The sequence below is a fragment of the Mesorhizobium sp. 1B3 genome (assembly GCF_050958605.1).
In the GTDB taxonomy this organism is placed as follows: Bacteria; Pseudomonadota; Alphaproteobacteria; order Rhizobiales; family Rhizobiaceae.
In genome coordinates, this window is sequence record NZ_JBJHDO010000001.1 from 338,439 (window position 1) to 363,901 (window position 25,463).

At 62.8% G+C, this 25,463-nt stretch carries 24 protein-coding genes, 1 tRNA gene and 1 riboswitch; of the genes, 13 read left to right on the top strand and 12 right to left on the bottom strand.

Annotated elements, in window-relative coordinates; genetic code table 11:
• Positions 1-214: 214 nt before the first annotated feature.
• Both ACCO56_RS01550 and ppk2 read right to left on the bottom strand, forming a co-directional pair.
• Positions 215-1,051 carry a transporter substrate-binding domain-containing protein gene (locus ACCO56_RS01550; RefSeq protein ID WP_433636952.1) on the bottom strand — a complete coding sequence of 279 codons (837 nt, stop codon included), beginning with the start codon at positions 1,049-1,051 and terminating at the stop codon, positions 215-217.
• 14 nt (positions 1,052-1,065) lie between these two features.
• Positions 1,066-1,977, bottom strand: coding sequence for a polyphosphate kinase 2 (gene ppk2, locus ACCO56_RS01555; RefSeq protein ID WP_433636954.1), 912 nt, complete (start codon positions 1,975-1,977; stop codon positions 1,066-1,068).
• A 129-nt stretch (positions 1,978-2,106) separates the two neighbouring features.
• On the opposite strand from ppk2, the gene ACCO56_RS01560 reads away from it, so the two are divergent.
• On the top strand, positions 2,107-3,378 hold the full coding sequence (locus ACCO56_RS01560) for an ATP-binding protein (RefSeq protein ID WP_433636955.1): 1,272 nt from the start codon (positions 2,107-2,109) through the stop codon (positions 3,376-3,378).
• A 95-nt stretch (positions 3,379-3,473) separates the two neighbouring features.
• Positions 3,474-4,187, top strand: coding sequence for a phosphate signaling complex protein PhoU (phoU, locus tag ACCO56_RS01565; protein ID WP_433636956.1), 714 nt, complete (start codon positions 3,474-3,476; stop codon positions 4,185-4,187).
• Positions 4,188-4,383: 196 nt separating this feature from the next.
• On the opposite strand, the gene ACCO56_RS01570 is transcribed toward phoU, so the two are convergent.
• Positions 4,384-4,908, bottom strand: a complete 525-nt coding sequence (locus ACCO56_RS01570; RefSeq protein ID WP_433636958.1) for a GcrA family cell cycle regulator — start codon at positions 4,906-4,908, stop codon at positions 4,384-4,386.
• Between the two features lie 401 nt (positions 4,909-5,309).
• Between ACCO56_RS01570 and ACCO56_RS01575 the strand changes: the two genes are divergently transcribed.
• From ACCO56_RS01575 to ACCO56_RS01585, 3 genes are all read left to right on the top strand, one after another.
• Positions 5,310-6,506: an aspartate aminotransferase family protein gene (locus tag ACCO56_RS01575; RefSeq protein WP_433636960.1), complete on the top strand. Its 1,197-nt coding sequence runs from the start codon at positions 5,310-5,312 to the stop codon at positions 6,504-6,506.
• Between the two features lie 13 nt (positions 6,507-6,519).
• Entirely contained in the window at positions 6,520-7,437 is a 918-nt protein-coding gene (gene argF, locus ACCO56_RS01580) for an ornithine carbamoyltransferase (protein WP_433636961.1), read from the top strand.
• 121 nt (positions 7,438-7,558) lie between these two features.
• Positions 7,559-8,560 (top strand): Hsp33 family molecular chaperone, encoded by a 1,002-nt coding sequence (locus ACCO56_RS01585; protein WP_433636963.1) that lies wholly within the window; start codon positions 7,559-7,561, stop codon positions 8,558-8,560.
• 26 nt (positions 8,561-8,586) lie between these two features.
• Here the strand turns inward: ACCO56_RS01585 and apaG are convergent, their stop codons facing one another.
• The gene (gene apaG, locus ACCO56_RS01590; RefSeq protein ID WP_433636965.1) at positions 8,587-8,979 is read right to left on the bottom strand and encodes a Co2+/Mg2+ efflux protein ApaG; all 393 of its coding nucleotides are present in this window, start codon (positions 8,977-8,979) and stop codon (positions 8,587-8,589) included.
• 178 nt (positions 8,980-9,157) lie between these two features.
• A complete protein-coding gene (locus ACCO56_RS01595; RefSeq protein WP_433636967.1) occupies positions 9,158-10,351 on the bottom strand; it encodes an O-succinylhomoserine sulfhydrylase in 1,194 nt (397 codons plus the stop codon).
• A gap of 46 nt (positions 10,352-10,397) precedes the next feature.
• Positions 10,398-10,475: riboswitch (SAM riboswitch) on the bottom strand.
• Positions 10,476-10,617: 142 nt separating this feature from the next.
• Here ACCO56_RS01595 and ACCO56_RS01600 point away from each other — a divergent pair.
• On the top strand, positions 10,618-11,703 hold the full coding sequence (locus ACCO56_RS01600; RefSeq protein WP_433636969.1) for a 2'-deoxycytidine 5'-triphosphate deaminase: 1,086 nt from the start codon (positions 10,618-10,620) through the stop codon (positions 11,701-11,703).
• Between the two features lie 97 nt (positions 11,704-11,800).
• Here the strand turns inward: ACCO56_RS01600 and ACCO56_RS01605 are convergent, their stop codons facing one another.
• Entirely contained in the window at positions 11,801-12,976 is a 1,176-nt protein-coding gene (locus ACCO56_RS01605) for a dipeptidase (RefSeq protein WP_433636971.1), read from the bottom strand.
• A 398-nt stretch (positions 12,977-13,374) separates the two neighbouring features.
• Positions 13,375-13,641: a hypothetical protein gene (locus ACCO56_RS01610; protein ID WP_433636972.1), complete on the bottom strand. Its 267-nt coding sequence runs from the start codon at positions 13,639-13,641 to the stop codon at positions 13,375-13,377.
• 293 nt (positions 13,642-13,934) lie between these two features.
• Between ACCO56_RS01610 and nhaA the strand changes: the two genes are divergently transcribed.
• The 3 genes from nhaA to ACCO56_RS01625 all read left to right on the top strand — a co-directional run bounded on the left by nhaA (position 13,935) and on the right by ACCO56_RS01625 (position 15,618).
• Positions 13,935-15,137 carry a Na+/H+ antiporter NhaA gene (gene nhaA, locus ACCO56_RS01615; protein WP_433636973.1) on the top strand — a complete coding sequence of 401 codons (1,203 nt, stop codon included), beginning with the start codon at positions 13,935-13,937 and terminating at the stop codon, positions 15,135-15,137.
• A gap of 95 nt (positions 15,138-15,232) precedes the next feature.
• Positions 15,233-15,463 carry a hypothetical protein gene (locus ACCO56_RS01620; protein ID WP_433636975.1) on the top strand — a complete coding sequence of 77 codons (231 nt, stop codon included), beginning with the start codon at positions 15,233-15,235 and terminating at the stop codon, positions 15,461-15,463.
• 17 nt (positions 15,464-15,480) lie between these two features.
• Positions 15,481-15,618, top strand: coding sequence for a hypothetical protein (locus tag ACCO56_RS01625; protein WP_433636977.1), 138 nt, complete (start codon positions 15,481-15,483; stop codon positions 15,616-15,618).
• 433 nt (positions 15,619-16,051) lie between these two features.
• Here ACCO56_RS01625 and ACCO56_RS01630 read toward each other — a convergent pair.
• A tRNA-Gly gene (locus tag ACCO56_RS01630) sits at positions 16,052-16,125 on the bottom strand.
• Positions 16,126-16,248: 123 nt separating this feature from the next.
• On the opposite strand from ACCO56_RS01630, the gene ACCO56_RS01635 reads away from it, so the two are divergent.
• Positions 16,249-16,512 carry a DUF6460 domain-containing protein gene (locus ACCO56_RS01635; RefSeq protein WP_433636979.1) on the top strand — a complete coding sequence of 88 codons (264 nt, stop codon included), beginning with the start codon at positions 16,249-16,251 and terminating at the stop codon, positions 16,510-16,512.
• Positions 16,513-16,519: 7 nt separating this feature from the next.
• Here ACCO56_RS01635 and ACCO56_RS01640 read toward each other — a convergent pair whose 3' ends face one another.
• The gene (locus ACCO56_RS01640; protein WP_433636981.1) at positions 16,520-17,422 is read right to left on the bottom strand and encodes a histone deacetylase family protein; all 903 of its coding nucleotides are present in this window, start codon (positions 17,420-17,422) and stop codon (positions 16,520-16,522) included.
• A 164-nt stretch (positions 17,423-17,586) separates the two neighbouring features.
• Here ACCO56_RS01640 and ACCO56_RS01645 point away from each other — a divergent pair, with 164 nt between their 5' ends.
• Positions 17,587-18,897: an MATE family efflux transporter gene (locus ACCO56_RS01645; RefSeq protein WP_433638296.1), complete on the top strand. Its 1,311-nt coding sequence runs from the start codon at positions 17,587-17,589 to the stop codon at positions 18,895-18,897.
• Here ACCO56_RS01645 and ACCO56_RS01650 read toward each other — a convergent pair.
• Positions 18,870-19,952, bottom strand: coding sequence for a quinone-dependent dihydroorotate dehydrogenase (locus ACCO56_RS01650; RefSeq protein ID WP_433638297.1), 1,083 nt, complete (start codon positions 19,950-19,952; stop codon positions 18,870-18,872). The two genes, ACCO56_RS01645 and ACCO56_RS01650, sit on opposite strands and share 28 nt — an antisense overlap.
• Positions 19,952-20,299, bottom strand: coding sequence for a DUF952 domain-containing protein (locus tag ACCO56_RS01655; protein ID WP_433636982.1), 348 nt, complete (start codon positions 20,297-20,299; stop codon positions 19,952-19,954). The genes ACCO56_RS01650 and ACCO56_RS01655 overlap by 1 nt, the downstream gene beginning before the upstream one ends.
• 127 nt (positions 20,300-20,426) lie before the next feature.
• Here ACCO56_RS01655 and ACCO56_RS01660 point away from each other — a divergent pair, with 127 nt between their 5' ends.
• Together ACCO56_RS01660 and ACCO56_RS01665 are read left to right on the top strand one after the other, a co-directional pair.
• Positions 20,427-20,843, top strand: a complete 417-nt coding sequence (locus ACCO56_RS01660) for a hypothetical protein (protein WP_433636984.1) — start codon at positions 20,427-20,429, stop codon at positions 20,841-20,843.
• A gap of 171 nt (positions 20,844-21,014) precedes the next feature.
• On the top strand, positions 21,015-21,671 hold the full coding sequence (locus ACCO56_RS01665; protein WP_433636986.1) for a response regulator: 657 nt from the start codon (positions 21,015-21,017) through the stop codon (positions 21,669-21,671).
• Positions 21,672-21,927: 256 nt separating this feature from the next.
• On the opposite strand, the gene ACCO56_RS01670 is transcribed toward ACCO56_RS01665, so the two are convergent.
• Complete coding sequence (locus tag ACCO56_RS01670; protein ID WP_433636988.1) at positions 21,928-25,407, bottom strand: NahK/ErcS family hybrid sensor histidine kinase/response regulator; 3,480 nt, start codon at positions 25,405-25,407, stop codon at positions 21,928-21,930.
• Positions 25,408-25,463: the final 56 nt, after the last annotated feature.

Consider the following 25,463-nt stretch of genomic DNA (forward strand, 5'->3'; position numbering starts at 1 on the left):
CTTCAAGCCACCGCATCGGCCGAAACCGAAGGTTGGAAAGCACGATGCGGCAACTCCACAGTGGCAGAGCGTCCTTTGCGAGTCCGAACGGACACGCGGCGCTCTGCTGTTGCGCGCCCCAACAGTCATCAATTGACCGTTGGACTAAGCAGGTTCGCTTGGCTTCGTCCACGCTCCATCTACTTAGGCGGTTTTCCGAAACCTGCCTGGGCCGTCAGAAGAAACCAACCGGAAAATAGCGGAGATAGAGTTCAGCGAAGACTCCCTTGGTACTGATCTGCTGCAGCGCGTAGTCGAAGGCGTCGGCCAATTCGGGATTTTCCGAACTCGCTGCAATGGCCAATCCGTTGCCGAGATATTCCGCCGAGAGATAGGGGCCGTCGGCGAAGATGCAACAACCGGCGGAGTCGGTCCCCGCGAGCCAGAAGCCCAGGCGCATGCCGTCGCCGAAAATTCCGACTAGCTTGCGCTCCCTGAGATCCTCATACATCCATTCCTGCTTGCTGTAAGTGACGACCTTGGCGTTGGGGAACAGGTCGCGCAGCATGCGTTCATGTGCCGAGCCCGCGATCACGCCGATCCTCTCGCCGCCGATCTTCTCGAACAGCGGCGTGCCGAGCGGCTTGGCCCTCAATGTGACGAAGCGAGCGGGAAATCTGAGATAAGGGCGGGAGAAGGCGTAACGGGCGCGGCTCTGCGCCGTGATGGCGGTTCCGGCGATGATGGCCTCGCCCTGCTTCGAGGCCAGCGCGCTGTCGAGCTCTGCCCATGGCAGGCCCTGGATCTGACACTTCGCCTGAATTTCAAGCTCGGCGCAGATCGCGCGGGCGAGATCGACATGGAAGCCGCTCAGCCTTCCGTTCCCGTCGAGGAAGTTGAAGGGCGGAAAGTCGATAGTCGTCAGGAAACGCAGGCGGGGCAGCGCCGCCAGGTCAGGCTTCGGTAGCCTTTCCCTGGCATCCCAGAAGACCGGAATGGATGGCCCCTCGGCGCGCGCCGGAGCGGCCAGCGAAGCGCAGATCAGCGATAGCAAAAGCAGGACGATCTTCATGCCGCTCAGCTCGCTCAGCCTTTCCTGCCTTTCGCGAAGGCCAGACCTTCCCCGATGATCTTCGGATCCGCCTTGCCGATGATCTTCACGTCGCGGCCATCGTAGGGCAGCGACTGCAATATGTGCCGGATGACCTCGAGGCGGGCACGTCTCTTGTCGTTGGAACGCACGACGATCCATGGCGCATGCGGCGAATGGGTGCGTTCCAGCATGATGTCGCGTGCCCGCATATAGTCGTCCCATTTCGTCATGCCTTCGACGTCGATCGGCGAGAACTTCCAGCTTCGCAGGAGGCTATGGCGACGGTCGTGAAAGCGCTTGAGCTGCATTTCCTGACCGATGCTGAGCCAGAACTTGAAGAAATGGATGCCGTCGTCGCGGATGAGACGCTCGAAATGCGGGGTCTGTTCGAGGAAATGCTCATGCTGCTCCGGAGTACAGAAGCCCATCACCGGCTCGACGCCTGCTCTGTTGTACCAGGAGCGATCGAAAGTGACGAATTCGCCCGCAGTGGGAAACTGAGCGACGTAGCGTTGGTAGTACCATTGGCCTTGCTCGGTGCTGGACGGCTTCGGCAGAGCGACGTTGCGCGCAGCCCTGGGATTCATGTTCTGGCGGATGGCCTTGATCACGCCCCCCTTGCCGGCCGCGTCACATCCCTCGAAGAGCATCAACGCTCTCCCGCCCGTCTTCTGCATCCAGGCCTGCAGCTTGACGAGCTCTACCTGCAGTTCCTCGAGCGTCTCTTCGTATTCGTCCCAGTCCAGCTTCTTGTCATACGGGTAGCCGTCCGATTTCAGCGCCTTCTTCTTGATCCAGTCCGGCAGCTTCGGATCGTCGATGTCGAACTGCCGTTCGACGCCGTCTACCTTGATCCTGATAGCCTCCATGTCGCCGGAGAGGATTGCCGCACTCTCGCTTTTCATCGTCGCGATCCTTTTTCCCACCGGAGGGCATGCTATTGGGAGGGCGCGTCGCGGTCCAGTGTCGCCCCGGTTCTGGATAGAATTAGAGGCGCCAGGGGAGCGTTCGCACGGAAACATTCAGGCCTCGATATGACGGATATGACGGGAAGGGAAGAAGAGACTATCGCCCAAAGGGCAGCCCGCAGGCTCTATCAAGGCCGCTGGCTGCTGGCCGTTTCGGCGATCGCGATTGTGGTCGTGGCGATTGCTCCCTCCTGGCAGGCGGTTTTCCTCGCCATGGGCTTCCTTGCCGTGGTGACGGCGCTCGCGCCACGACGCCCGGCCTCGGAGCGCAGGGCGAGCAAGTCGATCACCGTCCCCGAGACACAACTCGACGGAGTGACGCCTCGGGACATCGCCGCGGCGGTGCCTTCGCCTTTTCTCATATTCGATTCCCGGGGTGGGCTGGTTTACGCCAATCCGGCCGCCGAGGCCGCGTTTGGCCCGCTGGCTCCCGGCATTTCGATGCAACTGAAGTTCCGCGCGCCGGAAATGCAGCAACTCATCGAACGCACTCTTTCGGTCCGACCGGGGCCGGCAAACGTCGTCGACTACGCCGAGCGCGTGCCGGTAGAGCGCGTTTTCCGCGTCACGGCGACGTCGATCGGCGAGGGAAAGGGCCTGTTCGCCCTGGTCTTCAAGGACCAGTCCGAGGCCCGCCGCATCGACCGCATGCGCGCCGACTTCATCGCCAATGCCAGCCATGAATTGAGAACGCCGCTCGCCTCGATCGCCGGCTTCGTGGAGACCTTGCGCGGCCCGGCGAAGGACGACCCTGCCGCGCGCGATCATTTCCTGCAGATCATGCAGAACCAGACCGCGCGCATGGCGCGTCTGATCGACGACCTCCTGTCCCTGTCGCGCCTGGAAATGAAGCCCTATTTTCGCCCTGGCACGAGGGTCGATCTGCGCGAGACGCTCAAGAGCGTGATCGATTCGCTCAGCCCCCGCGCCGCGGAGGCGGGCGTCGATGTCGAGACAAATCTGCCGGAAGCACCGGTCGAGATCGCCGGCGATCGCGACGAAATCTTCCAGGTGTTCGAGAACCTCCTGGAGAACGCCATCAAATATGGCCAGTCCGGCCGCAAGGTCGTCGTGTCGATCGGTCAAGGCGCCGAGGCGGGGCGGCCCGAGATCGAGGTCGCCTTCCGCGATTTCGGTCCCGGCATCGCCGAGGAGCACATTCCGCGCGTCACGGAACGTTTCTATCGGGTCGATGTCGAGGTGAGCCGGGCACAGAAAGGCACGGGGCTGGGGCTGGCCATCGTCAAGCATATCTTGACGCGTCACAATGCCCGCCTGTCGATCAAGTCGGAAGTCGGCCACGGGGCTACCTTCACGGTGCATTTCCCGGCGCGATGAACAGCCGCCGCCGTTTCTTTTTTCCGTCATGGCTGTAGGCTAGCTTGGCAAAAAGAGCGAAGATTCGCGGCTGCCAGGGAAGGAAGTACAAGGAAATGCTGCCGAGCCATACGGTCCGCGCCTATGACGAAGAGCTGAAATATCTGGCGATGCGGATCGGCAGCATGGGCGGTCACGCCGAGCGCATGGTCGACCAGGCGGTTGCCGCGCTCGTCAACTCGGATGTCGGCCTCGCCGAGAAGGTCATCCGCGACGACGCCGTGCTGGACCAGGGGCAGCGCGAGATCGACGAGAAGGCCATCCTGATCATCGCCAAGCGGCAGCCCATGGCCGACGATCTACGCGAGATCATCGGTGCGATACGGATCTCGGCGGATCTCGAACGCGTCGGCGATCTCGGCAAGAACATTGCCAAGCGCGTCGTGGCGGTCACGCAAGGGCGCCAGCCGGTCAGCCTGTTTCGCGGGTTGGAAGCCTTGGCGGATCTGGCGTTGACGCAGCTCAAGGAAGTCCTTGACGTCTACGCTTCGCGCAGCATCGAGGGGATAGGTTTCGTTCGCGACCGCGACGAGCAGATCGACGCCATGTACACGTCGCTCTTCCGCCAGCTTCTCACCTATATGATGGAAGACCCGCGCAACATTACCGCCTGTACGCATCTTCTGTTCTGCGCCAAGAACATCGAGCGCATCGGCGATCATGCCACCAATATCGCGGAGACGGTCTATTACATCGCAACCGGCGCCCAGATGCCGGCGGAGCGACCGAAGGAAGACAAGAGCCACAAGATTACGCTCGCTGAAGAGTAGGGCATTGGCGGGCCTGGCGCGCCGCCACGGTGATCATGAGGCCTCATGGCGGGCGACCGTTTCTGCGGGTCGGGAGCTACACATCCCGCCCAGTCGAGGCCGTCTCGCGCTGCGTCCCGCTGGTGGGCGTCGATCAAAGAAGAGGCCGGCGCAAAGGCCGGCCTGAGTTACCCCGCCCAGGGAGGAGGGCGTGTTATCAGCGATGCCGACGCCGCTCGGCGGCCGGCTGATATGCGATGCGGGCGTGATAGCCGCAATAAGGGCCGGTATCGGCGCAGTTGTTGCCGCAGAAACTGAAGTCTTCCGACAGCGGGTCGCCGTTCGGCCATTTGCAGGTACGCTCGCTGAGTTGGACGAGCTTCAGCCGTCGCGAAATCGGGACGACCACCTCTTCCTGCGGGCGCAGGTACTGGCGAGCGACGGGCTCGGCCTCGAACTGCGTCTGCAACGCCGTGGCGCCGACCGTCACCGTAACCGGCCGGGTCACGGTCGCGGTACGCGCGACGGTCTTAGTGGCCGTGACGGTCGATGCGGTAGAAGGCTTCTTCTGGCGGGTTGGCGTTGCGGTTGCGCGCCCGCGGCTCGAGAGCTTCAGCCTGTGCACTTTCCCGATGACCGCGTTGCGGCTCACGCCGCCGAGCTGCGCGGCAATCTGGCTCGCGCTCAAGCCTTCGCTCCAAAGCCTTCTCAAGAGATCGACACGCTCGTCAGTCCAGTTCATGGGACATTCTCCTGAAGCTGCGTGCGGTGAATCCGGAATCCGTCCGCAAACTGGCCACAGCCAGCACGGCACCACATATATTCCCGTGATGAGTTCGCCGCACGAAATCTAGTTTTTTTCTTGCCTTCTAACTACTCTATCGGTTGACTCCGTGACAAGAGTCGCTGACGCAGCCTGACTCGGTTTTCGCAGTTTTCCCCAACTTGCCATTGCAAACTGGCGCGAGGCTGGTGGCCACGCCGGACGGCTGTGCCTTTGGCCGACGTTTTCGTTGACTTCATGGCCGAAAAAACGGATATAACCGCGAGGGCCGCCTTTTGGGCGGCCTTTTAGTTTCAGGCCGCTGGAGGGAACGGCCGTGCGGCGAGCCGCACGCTCCCCTGGTTTCGGAGTGATAGATAATGAGCGGTTCGGCGCTTTACGAGACCTTCGCACGCGCACCCCTGGCCTTCGAACGCGGAGAAGGCGTTTGGCTGGTCACGGAAAGTGGCGAGCGATACCTCGATTTCGCTGGTGGCATCGCCGTGAACTCGCTGGGCCACAGTCATCCGCATCTCGTCGCCGCCCTCACCGAACAGGCGAGCAAGCTCTGGCACGTCTCCAACCTCTACGAGATCCCCGGCCAACGCCGCCTGGGCGAGCGCCTTGTGGCTGCAAGCTTCGCCGATAAGGTGTTCTTCACCAATTCCGGGGCGGAGGCTTTGGAATGCGCGATCAAGACCGCGCGCCGGTATCATTTTGTCAACGGTCACCCCGAGCGCTACCGGATCATAACCTTCGAAGGCGCCTTCCACGGCCGCACGCTTGCGACAATCGCGGCGGGCGGTCAGCAAAAATATCTGGAAGGCTTCGGGCCGAAGGTCGAGGGCTTCGACCAAGTGCCTTTCGACGACATCGATGCGGCCGAGAAGGCGATCGGGCCGGAGACCGCGGCGATCCTGGTCGAACCCGTGCAGGGCGAGGGGGGTATCCGCAGCTTTCCTGCCGCTTCGATGCGGCGCCTGCGCGAGCTGTGCGACAAGCATGGGCTCCTGCTGGCCCTGGACGAGGTTCAGAGCGGTGTCGGCCGCACGGGCAAGTTTTTTGCCTATGAGTGGTCGGGCATCGAGCCCGACCTCATGGCGATTGCGAAGGGTATCGGCGGTGGCTTCCCCGTGGGCGCCTGCCTGGCCACCGATGCGGCCGCCGCCGGCATGACGGCCGGCGTGCACGGCACGACCTTCGGCGGCAATCCGCTGGCGATGGCTGTCGGCAACGCGGTTCTCGACGTCGTGCTGGCCCCGGGTTTTCTCGACGAGGTCTCCCGCAAGGCGCTGCTGATGAAACAGGGGCTTGCCGCGATCGCCGACGAGTTCCCGAGCGTGATCGAGGGCATTCGCGGCGAGGGGCTTTTGCTCGGCCTCAAATGCCGCGTGCCAAATACCAAGGTGAATGCAGCGCTGCGCGACGAGAAGCTACTGACCGTTCCCGCTGGCGACAATGTCATCAGGCTGCTGCCGCCCTTGACGGTCACGGATGACGAGATCCGCGAGGGGCTCGCCCGCATTCGCGCGGGTGTGAAGAGCCTTGCGGCAGTCCCGGCATCCGCCGCAAGCTGAGCCGGAGCCGACGATGTCAAAGAGCATCCGCCATTTCACGGACCTATCCGCCGTTTCCGCAGAAGAGCTGCGCACGATTCTCGATGATGCTGCCGCCCGCAAAAGCCGGCTCAAGGCCGGCGAGCAGAGCCGCCCTTTCGACGGCAAGGTGCTGGCCATGATCTTCGACAAGCCGTCGACGCGCACACGGGTCTCCTTCGACGTGGCCATGCGCCAACTCGGCGGCGAGACGATCATGCTGACCGGCACGGAGATGCAGCTCGGACGCAGCGAGACCATCGCCGATACGGCCAAGGTTCTGTCGCGCTACGTCGATATCATCATGATCCGCACCACGGCGCACGACCGGCTCCTCGAACTGACCGAGCACGCCACGGTTCCGGTGATCAACGGGCTGACGGACGACACCCATCCCTGCCAGCTGATGGCGGATGTGATGACCTATGAAGAGCATCGCGGCAGCGTCGCGGGCAGGACCTTTGCCTGGACCGGTGACGGCAACAACGTGCTCCACTCGCTGCTCGAGGCATCGGCGCGGTTCCGCTTCAAGCTCAACGTCGCCGTTCCCGAAGGCAGCGAACCGGATCCAAGGTATGTCGATTGGGCCAGGGCCAATGGCGGCGAGATCAACTTCACGGGAAGCGCCGAAGCGGCTGTCAGCGGCGCCGATTGCGTGGTCACCGACACCTGGGTGTCGATGGGGCAGGAGCACAGGGCGCGCGGCCACAACGTCTTCATGCCATATCAGGTCAACGCCGCGCTGATGCGGCACGCCAAGCTAGACGCCTTGTTCATGCACTGCCTGCCGGCCCATCGCGGCGAAGAGGTCACCGACGAGGTGATCGACGGGCCGCACTCGGTCGTCTTCGACGAAGCCGAAAACCGGCTACACGCCCAGAAGGCCGTTCTTGCCTGGTGCCTCAGCGCTTGAAGAGCGGCGAGGTGATGCTTATCTCCGGCGCATCACCCGAAAAAAATAGCGTGTCGACCAGGATTTTTCCGGATGCGAACAGCATTCGAGGAAACGGCCGTCACGTGCCGGAGACCGATAAATGCTGGAACTCGTTACCTTGACAGAACACGAAGCCAAACTGGGCGAATTCGGCTTTGCCGGCGACGACCATGTCGTGCCCTTCGAGGTCGGTCCCCTCGACGTGCGGGGCCGTGCGGTCCAGCTCGGACCCATGCTCGACCAGATCCTCGGCCGGCATGATTATCCCGAGCCGGTGGCGCGGTTGCTCGCCGAGGCGGCGGTTGTCACTGTGCTGCTCGGCACGCTCCTGAAATTCAAGGGCAAGTTCATTCTTCAGACGCGCTCGGACGGGCCCGTCGACATGCTGGTGGCCGATTTCTCCACGCCCCGCTCGCTGCGTGCCTATGCCCGGTTCGACGAGGAACGAATGGAGGCTGCAATCGCCGCGGGCGACACCTCGCCCGAACAGTTGCTGGGCAAGGGCGTTCTCGCGCTCACCATCGACCAGGGCGCTCATATGCAGCGCTATCAAGGTATCGTCCAACTCGACGGCACCTCGCTGGAAGAAGTCGCCCGGGTCTATTTCCGCCAATCGGAGCAGATCCCGACCGATATTCGTCTGTCGGTCGCCAGGATGCGCCTGCCCGGCGAGAATCACGATCGTTGGCGCGCCGGTGGCATTCTCGCGCAGTTCCTGCCCGATGCGCCGGAACGGCTGCGTCTGCCCGATCTTCCGGGGGGTGATGGCGACGAAGGGTCGGAGTTCGATCCCACGGACAATTCGTGGCAGGAACTGCTGGCACTGTTCGAGACGATCGAGCCGAGCGAACTGATCGACCCGACCGTAGGCGCGGAGAGGCTGCTCTACCGCTTGTTCCACGAGCATGGCGTGCGTGTCTTCGACGGCGTTCCAGTCGCCGACGAGTGCTCCTGCTCTCGCGAGAAAATTCGCGGTATTCTCGAAGGTTTTACTGCCGAGGAGATCGTCGAAAGCACGGAAGACGGCGTCATCCGCGTCAATTGCGAATTCTGCTCGACCGAATATGAGTTCGATCCGCGGGATTTCGAAGCATCTTCCTGAGGTGCGAGCGCGGGGAGCCTGGACGATCAGTTGACCGTCCGGGCTTTCCCGGGAATGTCCAGGGAGAAGGCTGGGATACTGACCTGGAACAGCTCGCCCTGCGCATTGCGCATCGTGTAATGGCCTTCCATGATGCCGGATGGTGTCGTCAGCGGGCAGCCCGACGTATACTGATAACTGTCGCCTGGGTTGAGTTCCGGCTGCTCGCCGACCACGCCCGCGCCGCGCACCTCCTCGACCCGCCCTTGCCCATCGGTGATGTGCCAGTAGCGTGAGAGCAACTGGACGAATTCGTCCGAATGGTTGGCGATGGTGATGCGGTAGGCCCAGACGTAGCGGTTCTCGGAAGGATCGGATCGGTCGTCGAGATAGAACGGCTCCACCTGGACTTCGATATCGCGCGTCATCGCCTGGTACATGGTTCGTCTCCGGAACGGACGTAAGTCTAACCGATCCGGTTTCTTCCCGCATCACCCGATGCCGGTCACATCGACCTACAGCGCGTCGCGTGAAAAAGGGATTCACGCGACGCGCTGTAGGTTCTTGATTTGCGCATGCCGTTTTCCCCAAACCGCTGCACACTTTCGGGAGACATGCTTAGTCGACCTTGCCGAGCGCGGCGTCGATGTCGGTGAGGAGATCATCGATGTCTTCCAACCCGACCGACAGGCGCAACGTGCCCGGGCCGATGCCGAGTTCCGCGCGTGCCTCGTCGGAAAGATTCTTGTGCGTCGTCGTTGCGGGATGCGTGATCAGGCTCTTGGCATCGCCGAGATTGTTGGAGATGCGGATGATCTCTAGCGCGTTCTGGAACGCGAAGGCCGCCTTCTTGGCGCCCTTGAGCTCGAGGCAGATCAGGGTCGAGCCGCCGCTCATCTGGCGACGGATCACGTCGGCCTGGGGGTGATCCGCCCGTCCGGGATAGATGACACGCCCGACCTTGGGATGATCGGCCAGGAAATCCGCGATCTTCCCCGCGCTTTCGGTCTGCTGGCGCACGCGCAGCGGCAGCGTCTCCAGCCCCTTGAGCAGGGTCCAGGCATTGAAGGGCGACAAGCTCGGCCCGGTATGCCGGAAATAATCGTGCAGGTTCTCATCTATCCATTTCTTGTCGGACAGGATGACGCCGCCCAGGCAGCGTCCCTGGCCATCGATGTGCTTCGTGGCGGAATAGACGACAACATGGGCGCCGAGCTCCAGCGGCTTCTGCTGCAAGGGCGTTGCGAAGACATTGTCGACGACGAGCTTGGCTCCGATCTGGTCGGCGAGCTTTGCCACGGCTGCAATGTCGATCACCTCGAGCGTCGGATTGGTCGGGCTTTCCAAGAAGAAAAGCTTCGTGTTCCGCCTGACGGCCTTTTCCCATTCCTGGGTGCGCGTACCGTCGATCAGCGTGGTTTCGATGCCGTAGCGCGGCATCAGCGTCTCGACCACCCAGCGACAGGAACCGAAAAGCGCACGGGCCGCGACCACGTGGTCGCCGGCCTTGACGCCACACAGCAGGGCGGACGAGACCGCCGCCATTCCCGATGACATGGCGCGTGCATCTTCGGCGCCTTCGAGAGCGCACATGCGCTTTTCGAACATGTCGACGGTGGGGTTGGCATAGCGCGAATAGATGAAACCTGGCTCTTCACCTTTGAAGCGCGCTTCGGCGCCTTCGGCCGTCTCATAAACGAAGCCCTGGGTGAGATAGATCGCTTCCGAGGTTTCACCGAAGGCCGATCGGGTCGTCCCGCCATGGACCAGAGCCGTCTGCGGCTTCCAGTTGCGCTTTCCTTCAGATGTCATCACCATGTCTCCAGACACAAAAAAACCGGCCGCGAAGTCGCAACCGGTCCCTTGAACCTCGGTCCTTTAGCGACTTGTTTAACGTGGCTGCAAGCCGACCGGCCAAATCACCACGGGATAACGGTCCTTTAGACCTTGCGCGTTCTTGCGTCAATCGTCCGCTTCATTAAACGTCTTGTAGCTTGAGCGCCGCCGGCGGCGCCGGTATCGAAATCTACGCATTCGCCCTGGAAAATCGCTTCCGGCCGATGCGGCAGGAGTAACCTTTGCGTCAATCAGGCATTCTTCCCGATCGCGAGATCGCCGCTCTGTTCCAAGCCGGCGCTCTTGTTTCTGCTCGCCCGCTGGACAAGGATCAGATCCAGCCGGCGAGCCTCGACCTGCGTTTGGGCGAAAAGGCCTATCGGGTGCGCGCGAGCTTTCTGCCGGGACCCGGCCACAAGGTTGCCGACAAGCTCGATCGGCTGAAGCTGCACGAGATCGACCTGACGGCGGGAGCCGTGCTCGAAACCGGATGCGTCTATATCGTTCCGTTGCTCGAGACGCTGAAGCTGCCGCCTGACATCGCGGCATCGACCAATCCCAAGAGTTCGACCGGGCGGCTCGACATCTTCACGCGCGTGATGACGGACAAGGGCCAGGAATTCGACAAGATGCCGGCTGGCTATGCCGGTCCGCTTTTCATCGAGGTGAGCCCGCGCACCTTCCCGATCGTCGTGCGCACCGGCTCGCGCCTGTCGCAGATCCGCTTCCGCAAGGGCAATGCACAGCTCAGCGAAGAAGAACTCGGCGAGTTGCATCGCGCCGAGATCCTCGTCGCTTCCGAACAGCCGAACATCTCCGGCGGCGGCATCGCGCTGTCGATCGACCTCACCGGCGGCCCCGACGGTCTGGTCGGCTATCGCGGCAAGCATCACACCGGCCTGATCGACGTCGATAAGCGGGGGGCCCAGGACGTGCTCGACTTCTGGGAACCGCTATACGATCGTGGCTCGGGCGAGTTGGTTCTCGATCCGGACGAATTCTATATCCTGGTCTCGCGCGAGGCGGTCCACGTGCCGCCGCTCTTCGCGGCGGAGATGACTCCGTTCGATCCGCTGGTCGGCGAGTTCCGCGTTCATTACGCAGGTTTTTTCGATCCGGGCTTTGGCCATTCGGCTGCTGGCGGGACTGGCAGCCGGGCCGTCCTGGAGGTGAGGAGCCACGAAGTTCCCTTCATCCTCGAGCATGGCCAGATCGTCGGTCGCCTGGTCTATGAGCACATGCTGTCACGGCCGAAAGCGCTCTACGGCGCCGACCTCGCCTCGAACTATCAAGCGCAGGGGCTGAAGCTCTCGAAGCATTTTCGTTAGCTCGTCGAGGTTCGCTTGCTCGCACCCAGGATGAGGGTCTTGGCGCCGACGCTCTCATCCTGAGATATCGGTGAACCGCGGGCCTCGAAGGATCGGCTCAATCCGGCAGGTTCTCGAGCATGAATCTTATCTGGTTGCCTCCCATCGCCTTGCCGATATCGGCGTCACTGAAGCCTTGCGCCAGCAGCGCATCGGTGATTTGCACCAACCCTGTGGCGTCGAAGGGCGTCGCGACAGCGCCATCGAAATCGGACCCCAGGGCGAGATGGTCGACGCCGATCACGCCGGCCGCATAGCTCTGGGCCTTGGCGATCGCAGCGGCGTCGGTGCCGCAGATCGCAGTTTCCCAGAAGCCGATGCCGATCAGCCCGCCTTTCGCGGCGATGGCGCGCAACTGATCGTCGCTCAGGTTGCGGCGATTGTCGCAGGTTCCCTTGACACCGGTATGGGAAACGACCACCGGACGTGTCGCCATGGCGAGGACGTCGTCGATCTGGGCTGGCGAGGCATGGGCGATGTCGAGGATCATCTTCTTGGCTTCCATGCGCCGGATCATGTCGCGGCCCTTGTCTGTGAGCCCACCTTTGTCGACGCCGTGAGCGGAGCCGCCCATTTCAGTGTCGAAGAAATGAGCGGCCGACATCATGCGGTAGCCGGCGTCGAACATGACATCGACATTGGCGGGGTCGCCCTCCAGAACCTGTGCGCCTTCGAGGGCGAGCAGGCCGGCCACGATGCCACGCTCGGTCTTGCGCCGCTCCAGGAACCGGGCGAGGTCGCCCTTCGACTTGACGATGACGAACTTGCCTTGCGAACGGGCCGCCATGTCGTGGAGCCGGGCGGCCTGATAGAGCGCTCGCTCCTTCAGGCTGAACCAGGTGCGCGGCGGCCAATGCTGTGCGATCGCCAGAAGCGTGATGTCGTCCGAGCGGTCGTCATTCCTCTCGATGTTGAGATTATGCGGTGACTTCGACACCACGGAGAAAACCTGGAGTGCGACATTGCCCTCCGAAAGCCGGGGGATGTCCACCTGTCCACGGGTGCCACGGGCCACCAGATCGCGCCCCCAAAGCAGCGGATCGGCATGCAGATCGGCGACTTCGATCGATTTGTGTAGGACTTTTGCCCTGTCCGAAGCTGCATAGGGCGGCGGCTGGAGCACGCCGTTCATGGCTGCCTCCACTCGCTGGGGCACAACGAAGAAGAAAATGCCCAGCCCCACTATGACAAGCAGAACCAGGCCCCAGAGCAAAACCCTGCCGGCGCGTGTCACTAAGCCCTCCCGAGATCCCGCGTGTCGCGGGCACAATGATTCGATTCGTGCAATCAATGATGGCCTATGCAACGCTGCAGGAATAGCGGGGCAAACATCCTCCGGGGGGAGCCACGCCGGCGCAAGCACCGCAGTGCCGCTTTATGTTGGCATAAGGCATGTCTGTCGAAAGTGCGACGCGCTGCAGGTGACAGCGAGTGAACTGCGCCCTATTCTCAAGCAGGAATTGACCGGGAAGAGATGATGCGGAAACCAGCCTTCTTGTTTTCTTTGTTTGTATTCCTTGCAGGATGCCAGGCGACGAGCGAGCAAAATATCAATCCTCAGCTTCAACCTGTCGGTCAGGTCAGGGCAGCCGGGCCTGAGGCCAATCCCTATTTGCGCTGGCAGCGCGGGTTTTAGCCCGGATCGCTGCCGGAGGCACCTTGGAATCGCTGGATGCGCTTCCTGACGGCGGCAATCGAGAATGCCGTTAACGCAACGAGATAAAGTGCTACGCCGCCAATCGGCATGACGTAAACCACTGCCACGAGCTCGCACGTGCCGTCCTGGCATGTTCCCAGGTAGCCGGCGCGCGCAAGCGACAATCCGATAGCGAGCGCCACGGCAAGCGAAGCGATAAGCGTCGCGGCAATCCCGAGCACACGCAACAATGAGACAAGCAAGGCTGTCCTCTTCAACCGACAGGCCCTCCGCCCAAATATGCTTGCAACGAAAGGTGGCGATTGCTTGGCGGCCGCCGTCCGGGTTAGAAGCTGGAAAGTTCGCCCTCTCGATACTGCTAATGCCTTGGTTGCATTACGTTAATCGGCCAAGTTCCGCGATTTCGACACCTTCGGGCTGGAAAACGCGGCATTGACGATTATATGCGACTGGCCCTCGGCGTGTGCTGCGTGCGTCCGGGCTTTCAACTGATGAACGGAGACTTGGTTGGAACCTGTTCAGAGGCGACGCACGCATGTCATCAAATCGTACCACCGGCTCGTCGCAGGGCCGCATCAACTCGACCTTCCGCCGCTTTCTTGACAGCGAGGCATCGGGTGGGCTCCTGCTGATGGCGGTCGCGTTGCTTGCGATTGCCACGGCGAATTCACCGCTTTCGGAAAGCTACTTCGCGGCCCTTCATGCCTATGTCGGGCCGTTGAGTATCCAGCACTGGATCAACGATGCCTTGATGGCATTCTTCTTCCTGATGGTGGGACTCGAGATCAAGCGCGAGATGACCGACGGGCAATTGTCGAGTTGGTCGCGTCGAATTCTGCCCGGCGTGGCGGCAGCCGGCGGCATGCTTGCACCTGCGTTGATCTACGTCGCTCTCAACTATCCGGATGCGAACACGATACGGGGCTGGGCCATTCCCTCCGCGACCGATATCGCCTTCGCCCTCGGCGTGCTGTCGCTTCTCGGGCCGCGGGTCCCGACTTCCCTGAAGGTGTTCTTGACCGCGCTTGCAATCATCGATGACCTCGGCGCCGTCCTCATCATCGCCTTGTTCTACAGCAGCGAACTTGCATTGCTCGATCTGGCAGCGGCAGCGGCGGTCGTGGCGGCGCTCCTTGGGCTGAACCGGGCCAAGGTCAATTCGCTCATCCCCTATCTGCTGCTCGGCGTGGCCTTGTGGGTCTTCGTTTACCGCTCGGGCATTCATGCCACTCTTGCCGGCGTGGTGTTGGCGCTGACCATTCCGATTAACCGCACGCCGGGCACGCCCGAAGCCTCTCCCGGCGTTTCACCGCTGCACCGCCTCGAACAGGCCCTCCATATTCCCGTTGCCTTCCTGATCGTACCGATTTTCGGCTTCGCGAATGCAGGTGTCTCCTTTGCCGGCGTGTCGCCCGCTGTCTTTGCCGAACCGCTTTCGCTGGGGGTGGCTGGAGGGCTCGTGATCGGCAAGCTGATCGGGGTCTTTGGCTCGGTGTTTCTGGTGGTGCGCGCCGGGTGGGCCGATCTGCCGGCGGCGGCAAGCTGGGCGCAGGTACTTGGCGTGGCGCTCCTTTGTGGAATTGGCTTCACCATGAGCCTCTTCATCGGTTCGCTTGCCTTCGAGGATCAAGGCCTTCGCGATCGTGTCAAATTTGGCATCCTGGCGGGATCGATGGTGGCAGGGCTTGCGGGCTACGGAATATTGCGACTGTCCCATAGGCGCCCGCGCGCCCGCTGAACGTCGATTTGGCGACGCGCCGTTCCCCATCGCGTCCCCCTTGGAACCAGGCTGCCGCCAAACGGTTTGCGTCATATCAACGGGAGAACGACGCGATGTCTGGACAAGACACCAAATACGAAACCGGCGGGCGGATTTTCCCGGCCGTCACCGGACCGGATCCGTCCGATGAATTTTCCCAAGAAGCGGCAAAGAACCGGAAGCCGCGGCACGGCATGGGCCTGACCGAATCGCTCGACGAGACCGACGAGAAGGCACGGCACTCCGACGGGCAAAATCCACGCGAGGAGGCGAAACCTGACGGTCCCACGATCGACGAACCGTAGACTGAAGGGTATTCGTTTTGGCTCTCGGTATTGCCATGGGTTTGGGGCTCGGCGCCGTCATTGGTGCTACTGTTCTCGACAACGCCGCGATCGGCATCGCGATCGGAATCGCGCTGGGTGCGGCCTGGGGTCTCTTCTCCTCATCATCGAGCTGATCTGCCCCGATGGGTTTCTCCAGCGCCAATTCCGGAACAACAGGCGGGCGCCATGTGTTGTGCGGGGTGACCGCGAGTAGAAGGAGGCAAGAGATGGCCGGAATGCAAGAGATGCTTCAGAGCCTGATTGCCGAATTGTCGTCGGGTTCGATCACGAGAAGAGCTCAAACGGGTGGCCAACCCCGGCCTGGCGACGATCAGCCTCGTCCCGTCCCGGGTAAGGACATTCCGATCCAGGAGCCGGAGCCCGACCGCCTACCGGACGAGGAACCCAATCCCAATCCGGACGAAAACAGAGAGCCGCCGATGCAGACGCTGTCTTACGCCGAGGACGCCTCCCGAGGAGATCGCCAGCATACAGTGATGTCTCGGAGTTGAACTTGTGAAACCGCCCTCTGCGGGTCGGGACTGACGCAATCTCTGGAACACAAGCTGGAGCGGGTAGCGGGAATCGAACCCGCGCGATCAGCTTGGGAAGCTGACAGGCTACCATTACATCATACCCGCGCGCAGTCTGCCTAACACGACGCGCACGGGATCGGCAATCCAAAACAGTGGGGAAAACCGATGTCTTGATGCCGCCGCGGCGAATGCGTATTCCTGCACGGGACTCGATCCGGAGGACACGGGATGTCGGCATTGACGCGGTTTCTCGGCGACACGCCGCTCAGGATCCTCCTGAAGCTCGTGGTCGTCTCCTTCATCGTCGGGCTGGTGATGAGCGCGTTCGGCTGGTCGCCGCTCGACCTGCTCTACGGGATCCGAGACTTCTTCCTCCGCATCTGGAACATGGGCTTCGCGGCGATCGAAAATTTCATCGGTTATTTTCTTCTCGGCGCGGCCGTCGTCGTTCCGGCCTTCATCGTGATCAGATTGCTCAGTCTTCGCCGCTGAACCGCGACTATGCGAAGCCGGCCGCCACCTCGAACAGGATCGCGTGGCGCGCCGCAACCATTGCAGCATCGCTCGAATAGCCGCCGCCGATGACCCCGCAGAAGGGGATACCCTGCTCGCGGAAATGCGCGATGACCGTGCGGTCACGTTCGCGCAACCCTTCATCGGTCAGCACCATGCGGCCGAGCCGGTCGGCATGATGCGGGTCGACGCCTGCATTGTAGAACACAAGGTCGGGCCTGAAGCGTCGGTCGAGCAGCGCCAGCGCCTCGCGAAGAGCCGTCATGTAGGCGCCGTCATCAGTTCCGTCGGGCAGGCCGATGTCGAGATCGGAAGCGATCTTGCGGGCGGGATAGTTGCGCTCGCCATGCATGGAAAAGGTGAAGACGCGAGGCTCGTCGCGGAAGATATCGGCTGTGCCGTCGCCCTGGTGGACGTCGAGATCCACGACCAGGATCTGCTCGATATCGGTCTCGGCAAGCAGCAGCGAGGCGGCCACGCCAACGTCGTTGAAGGTGCAGAAGCCCGCCCCCTGCGCGCGCCGCGCGTGATGGCTTCCGCCGGCGGTGTTGCAGGCGATCCCATGGTCGAGCGCCAGGCGCGCGGCGAGCACTGATCCGGCGCTGGCGAGCTGGGCGCGGCGCGATACCTTGTCATTCACCGGGAAGCCGATCTCACGCTCGATCGCCATCGGCACGGCGCAGGCAAGGACCTGGTCGACGTAGTCGGCATCATGGGCGAGCCGCAGCGATGCGACCGAAGCGGCGGCCGGGACATGCAGCGACCCGTCCCTCGCAAGACCGCGGGAGCGAAGTTCCTCCATCAACAGCCGGTATTTGCCCATCGGGAAGCGATGGGTCGCGGGAAAATTGGCGTCGTAGTCGGGATGGTGGACGATATGGAGTGGCATTCGCTCCACGTTACACCATTTCCCTGCTGGACAGAATCGTCCGAAGGCGCGACATCCCGGACCGGAATCCCAGGCTCGACGCTCTCCCGGCGTGGGCCGCAGCATGAGAACGTCGTTTGGATCGTCTGCCCGCATCATCGCGGCATTTCGCCGTGACCAACCGCATGGTTCTCGCCATCGCCGTGCCGATGACGCTGGCTTACCTCACGACGCCGCTGATCGGCGTGGTCGGCACCGCGGTTGTCGGACAGTTCGGAGACGCGGCGCTGATCGGCGGGCTCGCGGCCGGCGCGATCGTGTTCGACGTCGTCTTCGCCACGTTCAACTTTCTGCGTTCCGGCACCACTGGCCTTGTCGCTCAGGCTTTCGGGCGCGGCGACGGGCAGGAAGAGCAGGCAGTCTTCTGGCGAGCGCTCGCGCTTGCTCTCGTAGCGGGCGTGGCGCTGGCGCTGCTCGCCTCTTTCTTTGTGGCGGCAGGGATCTGGTTCCTCGATGCCGAGCCGGCCGTAAACGCCGCCTTGGAAAGTTACGTGCTGATCCGCTTCCTCGGCGCCCCGCTTGCGCTCGCCAACTATGTGGTGCTGGGCTACGTGCTCGGTCGCGGTGAAGCCACGCTGGGGCTTGCCCTGCAGGTCGTGCTGAACGGCACCAACATAGCGCTCTGCTTCCATCTCGGGCTCGATCTAGGCTGGCGGATCGAAGGCATCGCCTGGGCCGCGGTCTTCGCGGAACTGGTTGCGTTTGTCGTCGGGCTGGCAATGCTTGCCGCACGTTTCCGCAGGCGGGGCTGGGTATCGGTCGCAAGGATCGCGGACCTTCCCGCCTTCGTGGCGATGCTTTCGCTCAATCGCGACATCATGATCCGCTCCTTTTCCCTGCTTGCCGCCTTTGCGCTGTTCGCAAGACAAGGGGCGCAATTCGGAACGCTGACCTTGGCAGCGAACGCCGTGCTGATGAATTTCTTCCTTGTCGCCGGCTATTTCCTCGACGGTTTCGCCACGGCGGCCGAGCAACTCGCGGGCCGCGCCATCGGAGCGCGCGACCGCCTGGCTTTTTCACGCGCCGTTCGGCTTTCGACCGTCTGGGGGTTCGGCTTGGCCTTCGCGACCACGGCGGCATTGCTTCTCTTCGGAAACGCCTTCATTGCGATCATCACCACCGCGCCGGACGTGCGGTCCGTGGCCGCGACCTATCTGCCCTGGGCGGCCTTCACCGCCGTGAGCGGTGTGCTCGCCTTCGCGATGGACGGCGTCTTCATCGGGGCGACCTGGTCGCGCGATATGCGCAACATGATGGTTCTTTCATTTGCGCTTTTCTTAGTGGCCCTGCTCACGCTCGGCGCTGCATTCGGCAATCACGGTCTCTGGGCCGCGTTGCATCTCTTCCTGCTGGTGCGCGGCTTCAGCCTGCTTGCCGTGCTGCCGCGCCGGGCAAGGGCCACTTTCGGTCAGGCGAGTGGGCGCTTGGCCCAGTGATCGAGCCGGCTGTCGCGCAGGTCTGGGATGTTGATGCCTTCCCGTTCGGCGAAGGCGGCCATGCCGCGGACGATCTCGCCGGGCAATGACGGCCCGGCATAGATCATGCCGGTATAGAGTTGGACGAGGTCGGCGCCGGCACGGATCTTCTCGAGCGCCGTCTCGGTCGAATTCACACCGCCGACCCCGATCAGCGCGCGGTCGGGCCCGAGCAGCCTGCGCATCTTCGCGAGCATGATGGTGGAACGCTCGAAAAGCGGCGCCCCGGAAAGACCGCCGGCCTCGCTGGTGAAGGCGCGGCTCTTGAGCGGCGGGCGGGCAATGGTGGTGTTGGACACGATCACGCCGTCGACCTGTTTCTCGGCGACCTCCGCCGCCACGTCCTCGAGATCGCCTTCATGCAGATCGGGCGCGATCTTCAGGAAAACGGGAACGACACGTCCTGCCGCCGCTTTCTGCCGTGCAGCCATGACGCGCGATAGCAGCTCGGCGAGGCTCTGCCTGCCCTGCAGGTTCCGCAGGCCCGGCGTGTTGGGCGAGGAGATGTTGACGGTGAGATAGGAAGCAACCGCCGCGAAACGGCGCACGCCCGTCTCGTAATCGCCGATGCGATCGGCACTGTCCTTGTTGGCGCCGATATTGACGCCGACGATACCATCGCGCCCGCGCCGTGCAACCAGGCGCTCATGGGCGCGGCCATGGCCCTGATTGTTGAAGCCGAGCCGGTTGATAACTGCCGCGTCCTCCGTCAAGCGAAAGATGCGCGGCTTGTCGTTGCCGGCCTGCGGCAGGGGCGTGACCGTCCCGACTTCGGCAAAACCGAAACCCAGGCCGAGCAGGGCATCGGGCACTTCCGCATTCTTGTCGTAGCCGGCCGCCATGCCGAGCGGGTTGGGGAAGTCCAGGTCGCGGACCGTAACCCTCAATCGTGCGGAAGCCGGAGCCCGACCGCATATCGGCATTCCGCTGCGCAGTGCCGCGATGGACAGGCCATGTGCGGTCTCCGGATCCAGGGTGAAGAGCGCCCGTTGGCCGAGCCGTTCGAGGGATTTCATCATTCTTCGAGCACCGGAAATTTATGGGTGCCCGTGGCGTCGAGCGGCAGCGGCTTCGCCCAGCGCACGGCCGCGAGATCGAGCGGCGCATAGAGATGCGGGAACAGTGCGCCGCCGCGCGAAACCTCGTACTTAAGGGCTTCGCCGAGTTTTCCGGCGTCGATGGCGGCGAGGAGAAGACCGCTTTGGCCGGAGAAGTGCTTGGCCGCAGTCTCGCGGACCTGCGTGGCGGTCGAGAAATGGATGAAGCCGTCCGACAGATCGATGGCCGCGCCATGGAAGACGCCGGTCTTCTCGGCTTCCCGCCAAAGCTCCTCGGGACAAATTTTGTAGATGGTCGCGTGCATGCGACGCCTATAGCATTGTAACCGCAGGAGGGAACCGCTTTTGCAAGAAAATCCTCCCATCCGGTCCCTCGCATTTTGGTCGCAAAGGCGGATCACGATCCAGGCTTGGTTTGTGACGGAGGTTCACATGAGACGCGCCTTTTTCCTGGTTCCCGCTCTTCTCGCCTCCGCGACCTTTCCTGCAGTGGCCGAAGAGGCCGGCCGCTATGCGCTCGAAAAATCGCCGACCGGCTACGTACGCATGGATACTCAGACCGGCGAGATGTCGATCTGCGAGGAACGCGGCGGTCAGCTTGTATGCAAACTCGCGGCCGATGAACGCGCCGCCTTCCAGGACGAGCTCGATCGGCTGCAGGCAAAACTCACGGGTTTGGAGCAACGCCTCGCTGCAGTGGAGAACAGCCCCGTCCTGAAACCGCAGAACCTGCTGCCCACCGAGGAGGAGTTCCAGCGCTCGCTCGGCTACATGGAACGCTTCTTCCGCAAGTTCCTCGACATTGTGAGGGAGGCGGACAAGGAGAGCGGCACGCCCGAGAAGACCTGATAAACCTCTGAGACATTCCTCGTTCGCTGCCACGGAAAGAACAATCACGCCGTGTGTCCTGTTCGAAACGACACCGGCATTCCGTCTTGAATTGCCGTGGGATCGCCGCATAATCGATTGGGAATCCCGCGCATCGGCAAGGACGAAGACGGGAGGTCATGGGAGGGATATTTGCCAGGCTACAGGTTCGTGATCGCTGACGATCACCCGCTTTTTCGCGGCGCCCTGAAACAGGCGCTTGCAACCCTGGCCGACGACGCCGACATTATCGAGGCTGGCGATTTCGAGGGCGCGAAAGCGGCCATCGGCGGCAATGACGACATCGACCTCGTGCTTCTCGATCTTTCGATGCCAGGTGCAAGCGGGCTGTCGGGCCTCATCTCGCTGCGTGGCATCCATGCCGATGTTCCGATGGTGGTCGTTTCCGCGCATGACGATCCCGAGACGATCCGCCGCGCGCTGGAGCTTGGCGCGTCCGGCTTCATCTCCAAATCCGCCAGCATCGACGATATTCGCAGCGCCGTGGCGATCGTGCTGGATGGCGGTGTCGTCGCGCCATCCGGCATGGATTTGGGTATCGAACGAGATCCCGAGATTTCCGACCTCATTCGGCGGCTCCAGACGCTGACGCCGCAGCAGACGCGCGTGCTGGGCATGCTGGCCGAGGGCCTCCTCAACAAGCAGATCGCCTATGAGCTCAAGGTTTCGGAGGCGACGATCAAGGCCCATGTGTCGGCGATCCTGCAGAAGCTCGGCGTCGACAGCCGTACCCAGGCCGTGATCCTCCTGTCGAAGATCGGTACCGATCCGCTCACAGCGGCGGGGTGATCAAGGCGCCGAAGAGGCATCCCCCCCTAGCGGATACACACTTTCCTGCACGGTTGCTTGGCGGCCAATCTTTGCAGATGAGCATGACGCGTACGACAGGTCCCCCTCTCCGTCTCGGCGAAGCCGAGACGGAGAGGGGGACCTGCCAAGAATGAGGCAAGACATTTCCAGATGTGTGAATGTCATAGCCCCTTGTGGGGAGATGTCCGGCAGCGATGCGGCCGCTCACGACCGTCAACCAGAGAGAGTGGCCGCATTACTCCGCGGCTTGCGCCATGCGGCGCATGCGGGTGATCGCCGAGCGCAGAACGGCTGGTTTCACGGGCTTGTTGATGACTGCAACGCCTATCGCATCGGCCGCGTTTCGCACTTCGCTGGAGCGGTCGGCGGTGACCAGAACGGCGGGCAGGCTGAAGCCATAGGCGGAACGCAGCCCGGCGATGACATCGAGGCCGTTTTCTCCATCGAGATGGTAGTCGGCGAGCACGATGTCCGGATTGGGCGGGCGGCTCCGTTCCAAGGATGCGGAGCCCGTGAACGTCCTCACACTGCAGCCCCACCCCTCCAGGAGGAGGCGCATGCCGTCGAGGATACGCTCGTCATTATCGATGCAGAAGACCGACAATCCGTCGAGCGAAGCCGACGGGTGGATCGCCGGCTTGACGTCCTGGGCGGCCTGCGGCTCCTCCTCCGTGGTGATCGGCAACAACACGGAGAAGCGCGTGCCCTTGCCGCGGCCGGAATCGATCTGGATCTCCAGGCGCAGCACGCGCGCGATGCGGTCGACGATCGACAGGCCGAGCCCGAGCCCTTGCGCCTCACGGGCGCCTTCGTCGAGCCGTGTGAACTCGCGGAAGACCATGTTCAACTTGTCGGCGGGAATACCGATTCCGGTGTCGAAGACCTGGATTTCGGCGAGCTTCCCGCGCCGCCTGACACCGACGACGATGCGGCCCGAGCGCGTGTATTTGATCGCGTTGGAAACCAGGTTCTGCACCAGCCGCCGCAGTAGGTTGCGGTCGGTACTCACGGTGATCGACGACGGCACGATGGTGAGTTCGAGCCGTTTTTCCGTGGCCATCGGCTGGAAGTCGGTGCCGATCTGCCGAAGAAGCCCGTCGAGCCTGAACACGCCTTCGGCGGGTTTCATCGCGCCGGTGTCGAGCCGCGAGATGTCGAGCACCGCTCCGAGGATCGTCTCCACCGAATCCAGCGAGGATTCGATGTTGGCGACAGCATCCGACACCATGCTCCTGCCAGTCTTCTCGACAAGCGATGAGCAGTAGAGGCGCGCCGCGTTGAGGGGCTGGAGAATGTCGTGACCAGCGGCGGCGAGGAAACGTGTTTTGCCGAGATTGGCCTCCTCCGCGAGCACCTGCGCCTGCGCCAGCTCCTCGTTGACGCGGGTCAATTCCGCCGTGCGGTGGCGCACACGCTGCTCGAGCGTCTCGTTGACACGCTTCAGGGCGAGATCCGCCTGCACGCTTGCCGTGATGTCGGCATAGGTGGCGACGATGCCGCCGTCAGGCATCGGATTGGAGCGGATTTCGAGGATGCGTCCGCTGGTTTTCAGCTCGATTTTCCAGGGAGTACCGAAGTCGCTCAGCCGATTGAGCGCCGTCACCTCGAAATCTGATGGGATGTCGCCGCGTTCGGCGAGGAAACGCAGTATCTGGCTGACCCGCACCCCCACCTGGCCCATCTCGTCGGGCAGGTCGAAGAGGTTGCGGTATTGTCGGTTCCAGCACGTCAGCCGGAAGTCGCGATCGAATACCGTGATGCCTTGCTCCATCTGGTCGAGCGCGATCTGAAGCAGGTCGCGATTGTGCTGGAGCGCTTCGGTCGCGTCGTCGAGCAGCCGGAAGGCATCGCGTGAGGCGCTGTCGTTGCGCTGGAAGAGCAGGGACAGGATGAGCCGCGCCGAGGACGAGCCGACGGCGCTGGCCAGCAACTGTTCGGAGAAGCGGATCACCGACATGCTGGCTGCATCGCTGCCGTTGAGGCGCTGGCCTTCTGTGGCTTCGAAGGTTTGGAAGGAACGTTCCGTCCGTTCGACGCCCAGGTAGCGCGCGATCGTATCCTTGAGTTCGTTGACGGTGGTCGCCGTGCGGAAGCGACGCAGGCTCGGCACCGGGCTGGCGTCGCGCGGCACGAAGATCGAAGCCTGGATCCGCTCGAGCGGGATGGAACTGCGCGACAGCGAGCCGAACACGAAGAACAACGTATTGATCGCCAGGCTCCACAGGACGCCATGGTTGAGCGGTTCCGCCACGGTGCCGAACAAGGCCTGGGGCCGCAGCGCCTCCAGCCCGAACAGCCCCTCGACGACGATCGCCGTGTCTGGCGGCGCGAGCGAGGGAAGCAACAGGGTGTAGGCCCAGACGATAAAGCCCGCGGCCATGCCGAGCGCCGCGCCCCTCGCATTGGCGCCGCGCCAGATGAGGCCGCCGATGAAGGCGGGCGCGAATTGGGCGATCGCGGCGAACGACATCAGGCCGATCGACGCCAGCCGCGCATTGTCGGTGCTCTGCCGATAATAGAGGAAGGCCACGAACAGGACGATGAAGATCGCGGCGCGGCGGATATTGAGGATGAGGCTCGACCAGTCTTCAGTGTCGCTGGTTCGTGGCTTGAGGAGCCGCCGCACGAAAAGCGGGATGACCAGGTCGTTCGATACCATGATCGAAAGCGCTACGCTTTCGACGATCACCATGGCGGTTGCCGCCGACAGGCCGCCGATGAAGGCCGCCATGGCGAAGAGATCGTGGCCGCGCAGAAGCGGCAGCGAGAGCACGTAGAGATCGGCGCTGGTCCTTGGGCCGACATAGGCCAGGCCCGCAAGCGCGATCGGGATCACGAACAGATTGATGGCGATGAGATAGAGGGGGAACAGCCAGGTCGCGGTCTTCAGCTCTCCCTCGCCGCGATTCTCGACGATTGTCACGTAGAACTGCCGCGGCAACATGATGATGGCGCAGGCGCTGAGTGCGGTGAGCACGATCCAGGTGCCGAGCGACGTTCGATAGTCGAGGGTCTGCTGGACGGGGTCGCTTGCCGCGAGCATGTCGGCAAGGCCTGCGAGGTCGCCGAACATGAAGAAGGTGACGAGAATGCCGACGGCCAGGAAAGCAGCGAGCTTGACGACCGATTCGGCCGCGACCGCCAGGACAAGGCCGTCCTGGTGTTCGGTCGCGTCCGCATGGCGCGTCCCGAACAGCACCGCGAAGACCGCGAGCAGGGCCGCGACGATCAGTGAGATGTCGCTGACGAACGGGTCGAAGGAGGGCGGCGCCCCGTTGTAATGCTCAACCATCAGGCTCACCGATCCCGAGATCGCCTTGAGCTGCAGTGCGATGTAGGGAACCGTGCCGACGGTGGCGATGAGCGTTGCGATGGATGCGACCGCGAAACTCTTCCCGTAGCGCGCTCCGAGGAAGTCGGCGATGGACGTGATCTTCTCCGTCTTCGCAAGTCTCACGATGCGCTTGAGCAGGGGGAAGCCGAAAAGAAAGACCAGCAGCGGCCCGATATAGATCGTCAGGAACTCCGGACCGCGCTCGGACGCCAGGCCGACGGAGCCGAAGAAGGTCCAGGACGTGCAATAGATGGCGAGGCTGAGCGCGTAGATATATGGCCTGGAGCGACCCGACGCCCGCCTGCGGTCGCCGATGCTGGCGATCGCGAAAAGCAGCGTCACATAGGCAAGGGCGATGATGACGACGACCCAGCCTTGCACGAGCCAAACCTCCCAATTCCTGTTGGGGGAACGCAATCACAGCTAGCGGCCCAAGT

Coding starts and splice junctions, on each gene's coding strand:
- ACCO56_RS01550 (WP_433636952.1), bottom strand. CDS start 1,051: ATGAAGATCGTCCTGCTTTTGCTATCGCTGATCTGCGCTTCGCTGGCC.
- ppk2 (WP_433636954.1), bottom strand. CDS start 1,977: ATGAAAAGCGAGAGTGCGGCAATCCTCTCCGGCGACATGGAGGCTATC.
- ACCO56_RS01560 (WP_433636955.1), top strand. CDS start 2,107: ATGACGGATATGACGGGAAGGGAAGAAGAGACTATCGCCCAAAGGGCA.
- phoU (WP_433636956.1), top strand. CDS start 3,474: ATGCTGCCGAGCCATACGGTCCGCGCCTATGACGAAGAGCTGAAATAT.
- ACCO56_RS01570 (WP_433636958.1), bottom strand. CDS start 4,908: ATGAACTGGACTGACGAGCGTGTCGATCTCTTGAGAAGGCTTTGGAGC.
- ACCO56_RS01575 (WP_433636960.1), top strand. CDS start 5,310: ATGAGCGGTTCGGCGCTTTACGAGACCTTCGCACGCGCACCCCTGGCC.
- argF (WP_433636961.1), top strand. CDS start 6,520: ATGTCAAAGAGCATCCGCCATTTCACGGACCTATCCGCCGTTTCCGCA.
- ACCO56_RS01585 (WP_433636963.1), top strand. CDS start 7,559: ATGCTGGAACTCGTTACCTTGACAGAACACGAAGCCAAACTGGGCGAA.
- apaG (WP_433636965.1), bottom strand. CDS start 8,979: ATGTACCAGGCGATGACGCGCGATATCGAAGTCCAGGTGGAGCCGTTC.
- ACCO56_RS01595 (WP_433636967.1), bottom strand. CDS start 10,351: ATGACATCTGAAGGAAAGCGCAACTGGAAGCCGCAGACGGCTCTGGTC.
- nhaA (WP_433636973.1), top strand. CDS start 13,935: ATGTCATCAAATCGTACCACCGGCTCGTCGCAGGGCCGCATCAACTCG.
- ACCO56_RS01620 (WP_433636975.1), top strand. CDS start 15,233: ATGTCTGGACAAGACACCAAATACGAAACCGGCGGGCGGATTTTCCCG.
- ACCO56_RS01635 (WP_433636979.1), top strand. CDS start 16,249: ATGTCGGCATTGACGCGGTTTCTCGGCGACACGCCGCTCAGGATCCTC.
- ACCO56_RS01640 (WP_433636981.1), bottom strand. CDS start 17,422: ATGCCACTCCATATCGTCCACCATCCCGACTACGACGCCAATTTTCCC.
- ACCO56_RS01645 (WP_433638296.1), top strand. CDS start 17,587: ATGGTTCTCGCCATCGCCGTGCCGATGACGCTGGCTTACCTCACGACG.
- ACCO56_RS01650 (WP_433638297.1), bottom strand. CDS start 19,952: ATGAAATCCCTCGAACGGCTCGGCCAACGGGCGCTCTTCACCCTGGAT.
- ACCO56_RS01655 (WP_433636982.1), bottom strand. CDS start 20,299: ATGCACGCGACCATCTACAAAATTTGTCCCGAGGAGCTTTGGCGGGAA.
- ACCO56_RS01660 (WP_433636984.1), top strand. CDS start 20,427: ATGAGACGCGCCTTTTTCCTGGTTCCCGCTCTTCTCGCCTCCGCGACC.